The organism is Methylobacterium fujisawaense, assembly GCF_014138435.1.
In the GTDB taxonomy this organism is placed as follows: Bacteria; Pseudomonadota; Alphaproteobacteria; order Rhizobiales; family Beijerinckiaceae; genus Methylobacterium; species Methylobacterium fujisawaense.
The window spans coordinates 1-14749 of the sequence record NZ_JACJIM010000004.1 but is presented as its reverse complement, the minus strand read 5'-3'; the positions used below and the strand labels follow the sequence as shown (position 1 = coordinate 14749).

Sequence of the window (14749 nt, the reverse complement as noted above, 5' to 3'; positions counted from 1 at the left end):
GATCGATAGGGGTGGGCCTCACCTGGGGCAAGGTCGCCCCGGGGCCGGTCCACCGCCCGCGGATCGCGCCCCTTTGCGGCCAAATCAAGTTGGGCGGGGCGGGGGGCGGCTCCGCGGCAGGATTCTGAGCATCTCGGAACCGGTCCATTCCACACGCCCCCGCAGCCTGCGGTGCCCGCGTCGGCGGGCGCCTCGGGATGCGGGGGAGCCGGATCCCTGTTCGCGGAGATCCGACCGCCTCTCAGGCCGCTCGGAGCGCACCTGCGATCTTGTCGAGGGCGGGCAGCTTGCGGATCGGGCCGATCGCCGCCAGCGTCGGCGTGCCCTGCAGCATCGCGGCCGCCGCGGCCCGGACATCCGCCACCGTGACGGCGTCGACCTTGTCGATCACCTCTCCGGCGGGGATCACCCGGCCCCAGGCCAGGATCTGGCGGGCGTTGCGCTCGATGCGCCCGCCCGGCGTCTCCAGCGCCGAGAGCAGCGAGACCTTGAGCTGCGCCTTGGCGCGGGCGATCTCGACGGCGTCGAGGTCGCGGGCCGCCCGGGCGGTGGCCGCCAGCGTCACGTCGACGAGTTCGGGCAGGTCCGCCCCGGCGGTGCCGGCGCCGATCCCGAACAGGCCGCAATCCGAGAAGGGCCAGTGGAAGGCCTGGATCTCGTAGGCGAGGCCGCGGGTCTCGCGCACCTCCTGCCAGAGCCGCGAGGTCAGGCCGCCGCCCAGCACCTGCGCGAACATGTGCAGCGCGTAGTAGCGGTCGTCCCGGAAGGAGAGGCCCGGCAGGCCGATCACCACGTTGGCCTGCTCGAGCTTGCGCGGCATCCGCCGCTCGCCGCCGCCGTAGACGCCCGGCACGGAGGCGGGGGCGGATTTGGCGGGCCGCCCCCCGAAATGGCGCTCGGCCGCCGCCACGATCGCCTCGTGGGTCACGGCCCCGGCGCCGGCGACGACGATGCGGTCCGGCGTGTATTCCCGGTCGAGATAGGCGCGGATGCCGGCCTCGTCGAAGCTCCGGATCGTCTCGGGCCGCCCGAGGATCGGCCGGCCGACCGGCTGGTCCGGGAAGGCGGCCTCCGTGAACGCGTCGTAGACCACGTCGTCGGGGGTGTCCTCGACGGCGGCGTATTCCTGCAGGATCACGCCCTTCTCCCGGGCGAGCTCGCCCGCGTCGAACACCGAATCGGTGAGGATGTCGCCGATCACGTCCAGGGCGAGGCCGGCATCCTCGCCCAGGACCCGGGCGGTGTAGCTCGTCCCCTCCGTGGAGGTGGCGGCGTTGATCTCGCCGCCGACATTCTCGATCTCCTCGGCGATCTTCTGCGCCGAGCGCGTCCGCGTCCCCTTGAACGCCATGTGCTCGATGAGGTGGGACAGGCCGGCCTCGTCGGCGCGCTCGTTGCGCGAGCCGGCCCCGACCCAGACGCCGAGGCTGGCGGTGGCGACCCCGGGCATCGGCTCGGTGACCACCGTGACGCCGTTGTCGAGCCGCGTGGTGCGCAGGGACGGCGAGGCGGCGTGCGTGGAGAAGTGCTGGTTCATCGACGGCTCGTCGCGAAGGGGGCCGGATCGGGCGCGGGTCGCCTCTCCCGTGCGGGAGCGGTCTGCGCTCGCAGAGAGCCGGGTGAGGGCGGAGAAACCTCCGGAACGGGCACGCCCCTCACCCCGCCCCTCTCCCGCACGGGAGAGGGCGCGCGGCGCGCGCCCCGGGCAACGCTCACGCCCCCCTCGTGATGCGGGCGCGCTCGCGGATGAGCGTCTCCAGAGCGGCCTGGTCGTTGGCCACCCGGGTCAGGCGCTCGGGCCGGTCCATCAGGTCGGCGAGGTGCGGGGGCAGGGCGGGGCGCAGGCCGCCCGTGGCCTTGGCGACCGCGTCCGGGAATTTGGCGGGATGCGCGGTGGCGAGCGCCACCACGGGGGTCGCCGGATCCTGCTCCAGGAGCCGCCGCCCGGCCCGCACGCCGATGGCGCTGTGGGGGTCGAGCACCACTCCGGTGGCGGCCTGGGTCAGGGCGATTTCTTCCATCACGTCAGGCTCCGGCACCGCGACGGCGTCGAAGTCCGAGCGGACCGTGGCGAGAACCTCGGGGCTCAGCGAGAACCCGCCGGACTGCTTCAGCCCCGCCATCAGCCGCGACAGGGAGGAGGAATCGCGCCCCAGCGCCTCGAACAGCAGGCGCTCGAAGTTCGACGAGATCTGGATGTCCATGGAGGGCGAGGTGGTGGGAACGACCCCGCGCAGCTCGTAGGCGCCGTGCTCCAGGGTGCGCACCAGGATGTCGTTGGCGTTGGTGCCGATCATCAGCCGCCCGACCGGCAGGCCCATCTGCTTGGCGACCCAGCCGGCGAGCACGTCGCCGAAATTGCCGGTGGGCACCGCGAAGGAGACCGGGCGGTGCGGCGAGCCCAGCGCCACCGCGCTGGTGAAGTAGTAGACCGCCTGCGCGGCGACCCGGGCCCAATTGATCGAGTTGACGCCAGACAGCCGCACCGCGTCGGCGAAATCGGCGTGCTGGAACAGGGCTTTGACGAGGTTCTGGCAATCGTCGAACGTGCCGTCGACGGCCAGCGCGTGGACGTTCTGCGCCGGCACCGAGGTCATCTGCCGCCGCTGGACCTCCGAGACCCGCCCGTGCGGGTAGAGGATGAACACGTCGACCCGGTCGAGGCCGCCGAAGGCCTCCACGGCGGCCGAGCCGGTATCGCCCGAGGTCGCGCCCACGATGGTGGCACGGGCGCCGCGCTGGGTCAGCACGTGGTCCATGAGCCGCCCGAGCAGCTGCATCGCCACGTCCTTGAAGGCGAGCGTCGGCCCGTGGAAGAGCTCCAGCAGGAACAGGTTGTCGTCGAGCTGGGTCAGCGGGCAGACCGCCGGGTGGCGGAACGTCGCGTAGGCCGCGTCGATCATCCGGTCGAGGTCCGGACCGGCGATGTCGCCGTCGATCAGCGGGCGCAGCACGCACTTGGCGGCCTCCGCGTAGGGGCGGCCCGCCAGGGCGGCGATCTCCGGACGGCCGATCTGCGGCCAGGTCTGCGGCACGTAGAGCCCGCCGTCGCGGGCCAAGCCCGCCAGGAGCGCGTCCGAGAAGGAGAGCGGCGCGGCCGCGCCGCGAGTCGAGACGTGGAGCACAGGGTCCTCCGAGGGAAGGCGCTCCCTCTACACGATGCGGGCGGGCCTGTCGAAAGCTCCGGACGACGCGGCCGGTCCGCCCGGGGGGGCCGGCCTTTAACCGGGGCTGAACGGGCCGGTTCAGGGCCGGTTTCCTGGGCACGCCCTAGAGCCGGCGCACCCCGCGGCGCCCCAGCCGGCGGGGCGGATCGAGCCTCGGAGAGAGCCGACATGACCCGACTCATCGCCCTTGCGGGTGCCGCGGCGCTGCTGTGCGGCACCGCCGCCTTCGCGCAGGCCCCACCGCCGCCGCCCGGCGGCCCGCGGCCCGGCCCCGAGGCCGGCGCGCCACCCCCGCCGCCGCCGCCCGGCGACCCGAGGCGCGGCCCCGGGCCCGACGGGCCCCCGCCGCCACCTCCGCCGCCGCCACCCCCGTCGCGGGCCGCCCATATCGTGCTGGAGCGCGGCGACGCGCGCCTCGACGTGAAATGCGCCGACGACGATTCGACGAAGGCCTGCGCCGACGTCGCCCTGCAGATGCTCGACAGGCTCGCGGCGTTCCGGCCCTGAGGCCGACAGGCCCGTGCCCGCCGCGACGGTGGCGGGCACCCCTCAGGCGCGCGCGCCGGGTGCCTTGACCAGGCGGCAGCCGGTGATGCGCCACTGCCCGTCCGCGTCCCGGGCGAGGCTGTACTCGGCCGTCCAGTCGATGCCGTACTCGTCCTGGATCGCCACCGACTGGACCACGCCCGCCTCGTCCGTGTCCCGCGCCTCGCCGAACACGAAGCTGCGGTGGCGGTAGACCGGACGATACTGGTTCCGGACCATGCCGATGAACAGGTCGGCATTCGGGAACAGGTCCCGGATCCCCGGCGCGGCCTGCTCGTAGGCGGTCTGCGCGTCGTCGCGGCCCAGCGCCTGCTCCTGCTTGGCGATCACCGCCCGGGCCGCCGCGCGCGCCGCCTCGTCGGCCACCGCCGGTCCCGCGAGGCCGAGGACGAGGAGCAGGACGGGCCACACGCGCATCGATGTCACTCCGGCAGGGTCGGATCGAGATTTATCATTGTCGTGTGAAGATGGTCTCCGCTCCGTCGACGGCAATCGATGCCCGACATCGCCGGTAATCTTGCCGCACGAAAGCTTGTCTCGGCGGGTCGGCGCGGCCGGACGGGACGCGCGCACGGGTTGAGCAGACATCGCGCCTCAGTTGTGCAAGCCGCTGGAAAGATAGGCATTTTCGCGCCGCACGGGCGCCGCGGGTTTGACCCTCCGCCGCGGTTTTGCGAGCCTCCGCGCGTCGACTCGGTTCCGGCGGAACCGACCGGACGGAGCGTGGGACGATGATGCAGAGCCATGCGGACGATCGCGCCGGCCCCCGAACCGGGCCGCCCTTGGACGCGATCCCGGACGCGATCCCGGACGCGATCCCGGACGCGGCCGCTCCGGACCGTGGAGCCGGGCCGGTGCCCGGAGCCGGGCCGGTGCCCGGAGCGGGGCCGGCGCCCGGAGCCGGGCCGGCCATGAGCGTCGGGGTGTTCATTCCGATCGGCAACAACGGCTGGCTGCTCTCGGAGAACGCCCCGCAGTACCGCCCGAGCTTCGCGCTCAACAAGGCGGTCACCCTGAAGGCGGAGGGCTACGGCCTCGACTTCGCCCTGTCGATGATCAAGCTGCGCGGCTTCGGCGGCAGGACCGAGTTCTGGGACCACAACCTCGAATCCTTCACCCTGATGGCGGGGCTCGCCGCCGTCACCACCCGGATCCGGCTGTTCGCCACCGCGGCGACCCTGTGCCTGCCGCCCGCCCTCGTCGCCCGCATGGCCGCGACCATCGATTCGATCTCGGACGGGCGCTTCGGCCTGAACCTCATCACCGGCTGGCAGAAGCCGGAATACGACCAGATGGGCCTCTGGCCCGGGGATGAGTATTTTGCCAAGCGTTACGAATATTTAGCGGAGTATGCTCAGATTCTGCGCGATCTGTGGGAGACGGGTGTCAGCGACCGCAAGGGCGCGTTCTTCCAGATGAACGATTGCCGGCTGAGCCCCCGTCCGCAGGCCCCCATGAAGATCATCTGCGCCGGCCAGAGCGGCGCCGGCCTGGCCTTCACGGCCCAGTACGCGGACTACAATTTCTGCTTGGGGAAGGGGCTCAACACGCCGACCGCCTTCGCCCCCGTGGTGGAGAAGCTGGCGGAAGCCAGCGCGCGGACCGGGCGGCGGGTGACGGCCTTCGCCCTGTTCATGATCATCGCCGACGAGACCGACGAGGCGGCGATGGCCACCTGGGCGCACTACAAGGCGGGTGCGGATTCCGAGGCGATCGCGTGGCTCGGCCTCCAGGGCGCGGCCGACACCAAGTCCGGCGGCGACACCAACGTGCGCCAGCTCGCCGACCCGGCCTCGGCGGTGAACCTCAACATGGGCACCCTGGTGGGCAGCTACGCCGGCGTGGCCGCGATGCTCGACGCCGTCATGACCATCGACGGGGTGGAGGGCGTGCTGCTGGTCTTCGACGACTTCCTCAAGGGCCTCGACGCGTTCGGGACGCGGATCCAGCCGCTGATGCGGTCGCGCCGGCACGTGACGGCGGCGCCGCTGCCCGAGGTGGCCTGATGGACGCCCCCGCCGGATATCGCGACCCGAACGGCCGCCACGGCGGCGTCATCCTGCCGGCCCGCCCGGAGCCGATCGCCTTCGATCCCGCGACCACGGTCCTGATCGTCGTGGACGTCCAGAACGCCTATGCCAGCCCGGGCGGCTATCTCGACCGGGCCGGCTTCGACGTGTCTGGCACGGGCCCGGTGATCGCCCGGATCGCCCGGGCGGTGGCGGCGGCCCGGGCCGCCGGCATCCCGGTCCTGTGGTTCCAGAACGGCTGGGACCCGGCCTATGTCGAGGCCGGAGGCCCGGGCTCGCCGAACTGGCACAAATCCAACGCCCTCAAGACGATGCGCCGGAATCCTGAAGCGAACACGCAGCTTCTCGCCAAGGGATCCTGGGACTACGCGCTGGTGGACGCCCTGAGGCCGGAGCCCGGCGATATCGTGATGGGCAAGCCGCGCTACAGCGGTTTCTACAACACGCCCCTCGACAGCACCCTGCGGGCCCGGGGCGTGACCACGCTGGTCTTCACCGGCATCGCTACCAACGTCTGCGTCGAGTCGACCCTGCGGGACGGGTTCCACCGGGAGTATTTCGGGATCGTGCTGGCCGACGCCACGCACCAGGCCGGGCCGGAGAGCCTGCACCACGCGGCGCTCGCCAATATCGAGACCTTCTTCGGCTGGGTCTCGGACGTCCCCGCCTTCGAGGGGGCCCTCGGGGCGCCTTCACCCGCTGCGGTTGACGCTGCGGGCGTCGATCTGGCCGGATAAGTGCATCGCGCACCCGGCCGGTGACCGGCAGGGTGCCCGAACGCCGCCGCGCTGCGGCCTCCCGCGCAGCCTGCAAGGGCCGGCCGACAGGTCGCGTGCGGGAGGCGCAGGGGAATGCCCAAGCAGGTCGTGATACCGCCGGGAACCGGCAAGCCGCTGGCCCCCTACGTGCCGGGCACGCTGGCCGACGGGGTCCTGTACGTCTCGGGCACGCTGCCGCTGGATGCGGATGCCCAGGTGGTCCATGTCGGCGATGCGGCGGCCCAGACCCGCCACGTGCTGGAGACCATCAAGGGTGTGGTGGAGGCCGCGGGCGGCACGATGGCCGACGTCACCTTCAACCACGTCTTCCTGGCGGACTGGGCCGACTATGCGGCGATCAACGCCGTCTACGCGGAGTATTTTCCGGGCGAGAAACCGGCGCGCTACTGCATTCAGTGCGGCCTCGTGAAGCCCGAGGCCCGCGTGGAGATCGCCTCCGTCGCCCATATCGGCCGCTGATGGCCAGGCGCGCGGCGGGGGCGGCCTCCCTCCATCACGCGGTGGCGGGCCCGGCGGACGGGCGGCCGGTGCTGCTCTCGCCGGGGCTCGGCGGCGGGGCCGGCTATTTCGCGCCGCAGATGGCGGCCCTGACCGCGCGGTTCCGGGTCGTCACCTACGATCATCGCGGCACCGGGCGCTCGCCCGGCCCCCTCGGGCCGGACCACGACATCCCCGCCATGGCGCGGGACGCGTGCGCGGTGCTGGACGAAGCCGGGATCGATCGGGCGGACGTGGTCGGCCACGCCCTGGGCGGCCTGATCGCCCTCCAGATGGCGCTGGACGCGCCCGACCGGGTCGGGCGGATCGTGGTGATCAACGGCTGGGACGCCCTGGACCCGGCCACGCGCCGCTGCTTCGCGGCCCGCCGGGCGATCCTGGCGGGGGGCGGCCCGGAGGCCTTCGTGCGGGCCCAGGCGATCTTCCTGTACCCGGCGCCCTGGCTCTCCGCGCAGGCCGAGCGCGTCGCCCACGACGAGGCGCAGGCGCTGGCGCATTTCCCCGGCGCCGAGACCGTGCTGGCGCGCATCGCCGCCCTGGAGCGCTTCACGGTGGCGGAGCGTCTCGGATCGATCGGCCACGAGACCCTGGTGATGGCGGCCCGGGACGACGTGCTGGTGCCCTACACGCGGTCCGAGCGGCTGGCGGCGGCGCTGCCCAAGGCCCGGCTCGCCCTCGCCCCCGACGGCGGCCACGCCCACAGCGTCACCCGGCCCGAGGCGTTCAACCGGGCACTCTTGGACTTCCTCGACCGGGACTGAGCGTTTCTCCTACGGCCGCAGCGCGATCATCGGCAGCGCCACCGCGTCGAGAGCGGCGGCCAGCACCGGGAGCAGGGCCGGCCAGCGCAGGGCCGCCGCGGTGCCGATCCGCCCCCGGGCGAAGGCCAGAATTGGCATCGGCGCCAGCGGCAGGAGGTCTCGGATCTGCAGCCCGCCGGGGCCGCCTGCCGGGGCGAGGGCCTGCGCCCCCACCATCAGCCAGAGGCCGAGCAGCGCGCCCCCCGAGAGCCACAGCCGCTCCGCCCGCGGGGGCAGGGGGCCGCGCCGCAGCGCGACCAGCGGCACCAGCAGCGCGACGGCCCAGAGCCCGGAGAGGAAACCGGGCAGCGGGACGGGCAGGGCCATGGGCCCGTGCCCGGCTCCGGCGGGGTGCGGCGTCCCGAGGCTCGCAGCCGAGAGGGCCGGCAGAAGGGCCGGCAAGAGGGCGAGTGCGGCGAGGGGCAGCCGCTCCCGGCAGGTGCGGGCAAGCCGTCCCGGCGGCGGGAACGGCACCAGCAGCATCCCGGCGAGGGGGGCGCAGGCCGGCCGCGCCAGCACCACCAGGGCGATCGCCAGCGTCGCTCCGGCGAGGCGCGCCGGCCTGTACCGGCCCGTCATCGGCCGGGGGCTGAGCAGCGCGGCGGCGAGGGCCGCCAGCGCGAGGACGAGCCCGTCCGGACCGGAGGCGGCCGCGAGGGAGGCCGGCCAGCACAGCAGCGCGAACAGCGCGGCCCGTCCCCGGGTCGCCACGGCCAGGGCGGCGACACCCAGGCTCAGGAACGCGGCGATGCGGGCGAGCCGGACGAAGGCATCGAGGGCGGACGGGGTCTCGCCGGGCTGACCGACCCACGCCAGCGCGAGGCAGACCGGCAGGCCGAGGCCCAGGAAGGCGCAGGCCCAGAACCGGCCGTCCCCGGCGAAGGTCAGGTTCACGGCCGCATCCGGTGCGGCGCCGCGGCCCCGGCCCGGCCGATGAGGCGGCAGGCGGATATGACGGCGGATGTGACCGGGGATGCGCGGAGGGCGCTTCGGGTCGCGTGCGGCATCGCCATCCCGCTCAGCCGGCGGCCCGCGCGCGCGCGGACCCCAGGAGGTCCGGCACGAGCCCCGGCAGCGCCGCGGCCAGGAGGCCCGCCGCCCGCAGGACCTCCGCGGCCTCCCCGGGGGAGCGGCGGGCGAGGGCCAGGGCGAGCCGCAGGGGCACCTGCGCGCCGAAGCTCGCCGCCGTCAGGGCGAGGGCCGCGGCGACGCCGTGGTGCTTGCCGGCATAGAGGATCTGGCTGCGCAGGAAGTAGAACAGCCGCCGCGCCCGCACCTGCCGGGTCGTGCCCTGGCCGAGATGGCGGGCGACCGCCCCGGCCACGTGCCGCACGGAAAAGCCCGCCGCCCGGGTTCGGGCGCAGAGGTCGGCATCCTCCCAGTAGACGAAGAAGCGCGGGTCGAAGCCGCCGAGCATCCGGAACAGGTCGCGGCGGATCATCAGGAAGGCGCCCATCACCTGGTCGACGGCGCGGTCCGCGGCATGGTCCCATTCGAGGAGGAAGTGCGGCCGCAGGAGGCCGAGGCGGTCCAGCGCCAGGGCGCGGCCGAGGAGGCCCAGCGCCGAGGGGGTCCGGGCGCAGGAGCGCGCGGTCCGCCCGTCGGGTTCGACGAGGCGCGCGCCGACGATCCCGGTCCGCGGGTCGGCCATCAGCGCGGCCAGAGCCACGCTGAGCGCGTCGGGCGCGACCTGCGTGTCCGGGTTGAGGAACAGGATCGCGGGGGCGTCGCCGGCGGCGGCGCCCTGGTCGCAGGCCCGGCCGAAGCCGAGATTCGTGGCGTTCCGGATCAGCCGGAGCGGGCGGGGCAGGGCGGGCAGGGTCTCGATGGAGCCGTCCGTCGAGGCGTTGTCCACCACGGTGACCTGCACGGCCGCGGCGTCCTGCGCGGCCGCGAGGCTCGCGAGGCAGGCGCGCAGCAGCCCGCCGCCGTTCCAGTTGACGATCACCACGTCGAGGGCAGGGCGGTCGGTCACGGCAGATCTCTCGGCTCATCTCTGGGCAGATCCCGGGGCGGCCCGAGGCGCCCGAGGGCGCCGTCGCGGGCGGCCGCGAGGAGCCTGAGCAGCACGGCGGGCCGCCAGCCCGAATCCGCCCAGTACAGCCCGGCCTGGAGCGGCAGGTAGGCGGCCTGGGCGAGCTTCCAGCGCAGCGGCACGTGCGGCAGCCGCCACGCGTAGATCGCGTTGCGCAGATAGGTCCCCATGCGGAACAGGGGCTGGCGCGGCATCGCGATCCCGAAGGCCCGGATCGTCCCGCCGCCGACGCGGTGCGGGATCGCGACGGCGCGGGTCTGGTAGCAGCCGTAGCCGAGGCTCCAGGCGCGAAAGCACCATTCGAGCTCGACCCCGTCGATGAAGAAGTCGCCGCGGAAGGGCCCGACCCGGGCGAAGGCGGCGAGGTCGACGAGCGAGCCCGAAGTCGCCAGGAACTGCACCGGGGCGAGGTCGCCATGCCCCGGCGCGCCGGGACGGGGCGGGTAGGCGGGCGCCTTGTGGCCCGGCGCCGGTGCCGGGGCCGGGCCCACCACCGCCGCCGGGATCCCGGCCGCCCGCAGCCGGTCCTGGGCCGTCAGCAGCGCGGCGGCGAGATCTCCGGGCGGTTCGGCATCCTGGTCGAGGAGGAGGAGGGCCCCGGCGCCCGCGGCCTGGGCGGCCGCGGCGATCCGGTTGAGCGCCTCGGCGATGCCGAGATTTGTCCCCTCCGACAGCAGCGTGACGCCGGCCCGGGCGAGGCGCTCCGCCGCCCCGGCGGGGAGGCCGCCATTGTCGAAGGCGATCACCGCCGCGAAGCCGGCCGAGGCCAGGGCGCACAGGCGCTCCACCTGTTCCGGACCCGGCCGGAACAGGGTGACCCCGAGCACGAGGCGGCTGAGCCGCGGGTCAGGCACCGGTCGCGTCCCGGCGGCGATCGCGATCCCTCACGCCTGTTCCACCGCGGCGGTCGCCGCCTCCAGCGCGGCCGTGACGGCGGCGGCCTGCTCGGCGCTGAGCGGACCACGGGCGAGCCGCATCTGCAGGGCGAGCTTCAGACCCTCCTGAGCGCGCACCACCGAGGGCGGCGGACCGTCGCCCCGGGCGGCCTCGGCCTCCGCCATCCGGGCGAGGATCGCGTCGAGGACCGGGCGGTTGCCGTCCAGGACGGACTGCCCCTCCGGCGTGATCGTGTGCAGCCGCTTGGTGCCCTCCCCGGGGGTGACCGTGACGTGCCCGAGCTCCTCCAGCAGGGTGAGCGTCGGGTAGACCGTCCCGGGGCTCGGGCTGTAGGCGCCCCCGACCCGCTCCTCGATCGCCTTGATGATCTCGTAGCCGTGACGCGGCTTCTCGGCGATCAGGTGCAGGATGACGAGGCGCAGGTCGCCGTGGGCGAAGAAGCGCGCGAGGTCGCCCCGGCCGCCCCGGCCGAACATCCGGCGCTCCCCGGGTCCGCGACCGTGGTGGCCGTGCGGACTGTGCCGCCCGCGGGGATCGGCCCCCATCGGGCCGCGATGGGCACGGACGCGGAAGGCATCGAAGGGATCGGCGTGCAGGACATCCGGGCGGTGTGGGTGCATGATTTTCGACTCGATTTCGATATGTCTAAATATAAGATATATCGAAAACCGGATGCCCGCAAGGCGCCTGCCTCCGACCCGCGACGCCGCCATCCTGGGCGGACGGTGCCGGCGACCCACGGTTTACGGATTCCGCCGGTTCCGTTAGTGCGACAGGTGTCCGACAGGATGACCGCTCCCGCGCCGCCTTGCGCCCCCGACGCTGCCCGCCAGCTGCCGCCCATGACCCGATCAGAGCCCCGCGCCTCGACCGCGCCCGCCCGGCGGGCGGCCGATGGATGCCGCGCCTCGTGACGGCCCGCGGCGAACGCCCCTCCGCAGAGTCCTAAGATGCGCCGCGGCTCCGACGGGACCGGCCGGACCTCGGCCCTGACGCGGATGCGGCGCCGCCTCGGCCGGCTGCGCGATCCGCTGGCCAAGCCGGCGGCGCTGCACCGCCGCTGGGCCGGTGCGGCGACCGGTGCGGATCTCGAGGCGCGCCTGATCGGCGCCCTCGCCCCGCATGTCGACGCGGCCTTCTACGCGAGCTGGTACGGGATCACGGCCGATCCGGTGCGCGACTACCTCGTCCACGGCTGGCGCGAGGGCCGCGACCCGCGCCCCGACTTCGACTCCGCCGCCTACCTCGCCGACCGCCCCTACCTCGCCCGGGCCGGCATCAACCCGTTCCTGCACGCCCTCACGCGCCGGCGCGCCCGGGCCGGCGGCGAGGGTGGCGGCGAGGGCAGCGGCGCGGGCGGGGCAGCCGGCGCGCGCCTGCCCAAGCCCGACACGGCCCAGGCCGAGCGCCTCGCCCGCCGCCTCGTGGACGGGGCCTTCTACCTGGCCAACAACCCCGACCTCGCCGCCGCCGGCGTCGATCCGGTCGACCACTACATGGCCTCCGGCTGGCGCGAGGGCCGCGAGCCGGCACCGCAGTTCGACACCCTGGCCTACTGCCTCACCCGCGGCCTCACCTTCGCCACCCAGAACCCGCTGGTGCACTACGTCCGCAACGGCGGACCCGCCCGGCCCGACCCGGACGCGGCGCTGGCCCTGCGGATGGAGACCCTCGCCCCCTACTTCGACGCCGCCCATTACCGGCAGCGCCTGCCCGGCCCCCAGGCCGAGGCGCTGGCCGGGGCCTCGGACGCCGCGCTGCTGCGCCACTACGTGGCGGAGGGCTGGCGGGCGCGGGTCAGCCCGCGGCCGGACTTCGACCCGGCCGGCTTCGTGCAGGCCCGCGCGGGCAGCCGGGCGGTCGGCGACGACCCGTTCTTCCGCTACGTGGCCGAGACCCGGCTGTCCGGGGGCGCGCCGTTCGCCGAGCCGCACCGGCTGAACCTGCCGGCGGTGGATGCGGACTGGTACCGGGCGACCTACCCGGACGTGGGCGGGCGGGAGCCGTACCTGCACTTCGCCGAGGCGGGCTGGCGGGAGCTGCGCGACCCGGGGCCCGGGCGCTCGACGCTGGCCGCGCTGCTGGGCGTCTGCGGCCTGCGCCCGGCGCGGGCGCCGATCGCCGATACGGGCTGGCTGGGGGCGATCGGGCAGGCGGCCTGCGACCGGGACGGGCTCCTGGACCTGCAGGCGCGGCTGGTGGCGGGGCATTTCGACCACGGCTTCTACCGGGCGCGCTACGGGCTGTCAGAGGCGGACGACGCCGTGCGCGACTATTGCGACACCGGCTGGCGGAACGGCCGCAACCCCAGGCCGGATTTCGACGGACAGGCCTATTGCGACGCGCATCCCGGGGTGCGCGAGACCGGGCTGGCGCCCCTCGTTCACGTCCTCGCCACGGCCCTCCTGCACGGCGCCGACATCTCGGCCGGTGCCTTCCACCCCCGCTACGGCACGCCGGATTCGCGGGCGGCGGCGCTGGCCAACGAGGCCCGCCTGATCGCGCCGTTCTTCGACGCCGCCTTCTACGCCAAGCGCAACCCCGACGCCGCCGACGCCCCCGGCGGACCGCTCGCTCATTTCGTCGCCTACGGCCAGCACGAGGGGCGCGATCCGAGCGCGACCTTCTCCATCGCGTTCTACAGGGAGACCTACGGCCATCTCCTGGGTGCGGGGGAGTCGCCGTTCCTGCACTACGTGCGCACGGGCCGGGCCGCCGGGCTGATGACCGCCCCCGAGGATCTCGGCACCTATCCGCCCATGGAGGCCCCCGCGCCCGACGCATGGGACCGCCTGCCCCGGGCCCTGCCCATCGACCAGGCCCGGGTCGTCGTGATCGTCCCGGTCTACAAGGGCCGCGGCGAGACCCTGCGCGCCCTCCACGCCTGCCTGTCCCAGCCCCAGGCCACGCCCTTCACCCTGCTCGCCGTCAACGACCGCTCCCCCGACCCGGAGCTCACCGCAGACCTCGCCCGGCTCGCCGGCCGCGGCCTGTTCCACCTCGTCGAGAACGAACGCAACCTCGGCTTCGTCCGCTCGGTCAACCGCGCCCTCGGCCTGCGCCAGGGCCGCGCCGTCGTCCTGCTCAATTCCGACGCGCAGGTCTTCGGCGACTGGCTCGACCGGCTCGTCGCCCACGCAGAACCCAAGGTCGAACCCGAGGCCGAACCCGGGGCCGCCCCCAGGGCCGAACCCGGGGCGGGGCTGCGCGTGGGCAGCGTCACGCCGCTGTCCAACAACGCCACGATCTGCTCCTACCCGCGCTTCAACGCCAACAACACCATGCCGCTGGAGATCGACCGCGCCGATCTCGACCGCATGGCCGCGCAGGTCAACCGCGGCCACGCCGTGCCCGTGCCCACCGGCGTCGGCTTCTGCATGTACATGACCGCCGCCGCGCTCGACGCCGTCGGCACCCTCGACGCCGAGGCCTTCGGCAAGGGCTACGGCGAGGAGAACGACTGGTGCCTGCGCGCCATCAAGGCGGGCTTCGTCAACCTGCTCGCCGAGGACGTGTTCGTCTACCATGCCGGCCAGATCTCGTTCGGGCTCGACGAGGGCGGCGAGTACGTCCAGGGCCAGGCGGCCCTGCTGGCCAAGCACCCCGACTACCCGGCCCGGGTCGGCCAGTTCGTCCAGGCCGATCCCGGCCGGCGCGGGCGGGCGCGGCTCGACCGGGCGCGGCTGGCCCGGCACTTCGCCGGCCGGGCGCTCCTGTACGTGACCCATTCCTGGGGCGGGGGCATCCAGCGGCACATCGACGACATGGTCGCCCAGGCCCGGGCCGAGGGCCTGAGCGTCGTGCTCCTGCAGATCGACCGGACCCGCAACCTCGAGGTCCACGTCGCCTACCGCAGCCCCGAATTCCTGTACCTGCCCAACCTCGACAGCCTGTACCTGCCGCGGGACGCGGACGAACTCGCCGGCTTCATCGCAGAGCTGGCGCCGGTCCTGATCCACGTGCACTCGCTGGCGGGGCTGCGCTGGGCGGCGGCGCG

13 protein-coding genes are annotated in these 14749 nt (G+C 74.2%); 6 read left to right on the top strand and 7 right to left on the bottom strand.

Annotated features, from left to right (window positions below; genetic code table 11):
- Nucleotides 1–241: 241 nt before the first annotated feature.
- On the bottom strand, nt 242–1537 hold the full coding sequence (locus tag GGQ91_RS12780) for a M16 family metallopeptidase (protein WP_043379741.1): 1296 nt from the start codon (nt 1535–1537) through the stop codon (nt 242–244).
- Between the two features lie 175 nt (nt 1538–1712).
- Nucleotides 1713–3125 (bottom strand): threonine synthase, encoded by a 1413-nt coding sequence (gene thrC / locus GGQ91_RS12775; RefSeq protein ID WP_182592153.1) that lies wholly within the window; start codon nt 3123–3125, stop codon nt 1713–1715.
- Between the two features lie 210 nt (nt 3126–3335).
- Here thrC and GGQ91_RS12770 point away from each other — a divergent pair, with 210 nt between their 5' ends.
- Nucleotides 3336–3674 carry a hypothetical protein gene (locus GGQ91_RS12770; protein WP_043379745.1) on the top strand — a complete coding sequence of 113 codons (339 nt, stop codon included), beginning with the start codon at nt 3336–3338 and terminating at the stop codon, nt 3672–3674.
- A 42-nt stretch (nt 3675–3716) separates the two neighbouring features.
- Here the strand turns inward: GGQ91_RS12770 and GGQ91_RS12765 are convergent, their stop codons facing one another.
- Nucleotides 3717–4130, bottom strand: coding sequence for a DUF4864 domain-containing protein (locus GGQ91_RS12765; RefSeq protein ID WP_043352578.1), 414 nt, complete (start codon nt 4128–4130; stop codon nt 3717–3719).
- A 494-nt stretch (nt 4131–4624) separates the two neighbouring features.
- Here GGQ91_RS12765 and rutA point away from each other — a divergent pair, with 494 nt between their 5' ends.
- The 4 genes from rutA to rutD all read left to right on the top strand — a co-directional run bounded on the left by rutA (nt 4625) and on the right by rutD (nt 7781).
- On the top strand, nt 4625–5719 hold the full coding sequence (rutA, locus tag GGQ91_RS12760; RefSeq protein WP_182592339.1) for a pyrimidine utilization protein A: 1095 nt from the start codon (nt 4625–4627) through the stop codon (nt 5717–5719).
- Nucleotides 5719–6480 carry a pyrimidine utilization protein B gene (rutB, locus tag GGQ91_RS12755; RefSeq protein ID WP_182592152.1) on the top strand — a complete coding sequence of 254 codons (762 nt, stop codon included), beginning with the start codon at nt 5719–5721 and terminating at the stop codon, nt 6478–6480. The genes rutA and rutB overlap by 1 nt, the downstream gene beginning before the upstream one ends.
- 114 nt (nt 6481–6594) lie before the next feature.
- Nucleotides 6595–6981, top strand: a complete 387-nt coding sequence (gene rutC, locus GGQ91_RS12750) for a pyrimidine utilization protein C (RefSeq protein WP_043756735.1) — start codon at nt 6595–6597, stop codon at nt 6979–6981.
- Nucleotides 6981–7781 carry a pyrimidine utilization protein D gene (gene rutD / locus GGQ91_RS12745; RefSeq protein WP_053608220.1) on the top strand — a complete coding sequence of 267 codons (801 nt, stop codon included), beginning with the start codon at nt 6981–6983 and terminating at the stop codon, nt 7779–7781. Before rutC ends, rutD begins: the two co-directional genes overlap by 1 nt.
- A gap of 9 nt (nt 7782–7790) precedes the next feature.
- Here rutD and GGQ91_RS12740 read toward each other — a convergent pair whose 3' ends face one another.
- The 4 genes from GGQ91_RS12740 to GGQ91_RS12725 all read right to left on the bottom strand — a co-directional run bounded on the left by GGQ91_RS12740 (nt 7791) and on the right by GGQ91_RS12725 (nt 11372).
- Nucleotides 7791–8714 carry a hypothetical protein gene (locus tag GGQ91_RS12740; protein WP_182592151.1) on the bottom strand — a complete coding sequence of 308 codons (924 nt, stop codon included), beginning with the start codon at nt 8712–8714 and terminating at the stop codon, nt 7791–7793.
- Between the two features lie 124 nt (nt 8715–8838).
- Nucleotides 8839–9795: a glycosyltransferase family 2 protein gene (locus tag GGQ91_RS12735; RefSeq protein WP_043379762.1), complete on the bottom strand. Its 957-nt coding sequence runs from the start codon at nt 9793–9795 to the stop codon at nt 8839–8841.
- The gene (locus GGQ91_RS12730) at nt 9792–10709 is read right to left on the bottom strand and encodes a glycosyltransferase family protein (RefSeq protein ID WP_182592150.1); all 918 of its coding nucleotides are present in this window, start codon (nt 10707–10709) and stop codon (nt 9792–9794) included. Before GGQ91_RS12730 ends, GGQ91_RS12735 begins: the two co-directional genes overlap by 4 nt.
- A 30-nt stretch (nt 10710–10739) precedes the next feature.
- A complete protein-coding gene (locus tag GGQ91_RS12725; protein WP_182592149.1) occupies nt 10740–11372 on the bottom strand; it encodes a PadR family transcriptional regulator in 633 nt (210 codons plus the stop codon).
- Nucleotides 11373–11702: 330 nt separating this feature from the next.
- Here GGQ91_RS12725 and GGQ91_RS12720 point away from each other — a divergent pair.
- The coding region (locus tag GGQ91_RS12720) for a glycosyltransferase (protein WP_182592148.1) at nt 11703–14749 on the top strand (3047 nt) is incomplete at its 3' end.

Coding starts and splice junctions, on each gene's coding strand:
- GGQ91_RS12780 (WP_043379741.1), bottom strand. CDS start 1,537: ATGAACCAGCACTTCTCCACGCACGCCGCCTCGCCGTCCCTGCGCACC.
- GGQ91_RS12770 (WP_043379745.1), top strand. CDS start 3,336: ATGACCCGACTCATCGCCCTTGCGGGTGCCGCGGCGCTGCTGTGCGGC.
- GGQ91_RS12765 (WP_043352578.1), bottom strand. CDS start 4,130: ATGCGCGTGTGGCCCGTCCTGCTCCTCGTCCTCGGCCTCGCGGGACCG.
- rutA (WP_182592339.1), top strand. CDS start 4,625: ATGAGCGTCGGGGTGTTCATTCCGATCGGCAACAACGGCTGGCTGCTC.
- rutB (WP_182592152.1), top strand. CDS start 5,719: ATGGACGCCCCCGCCGGATATCGCGACCCGAACGGCCGCCACGGCGGC.
- rutC (WP_043756735.1), top strand. CDS start 6,595: ATGCCCAAGCAGGTCGTGATACCGCCGGGAACCGGCAAGCCGCTGGCC.
- rutD (WP_053608220.1), top strand. CDS start 6,981: ATGGCCAGGCGCGCGGCGGGGGCGGCCTCCCTCCATCACGCGGTGGCG.
- GGQ91_RS12725 (WP_182592149.1), bottom strand. CDS start 11,372: ATGCACCCACACCGCCCGGATGTCCTGCACGCCGATCCCTTCGATGCC.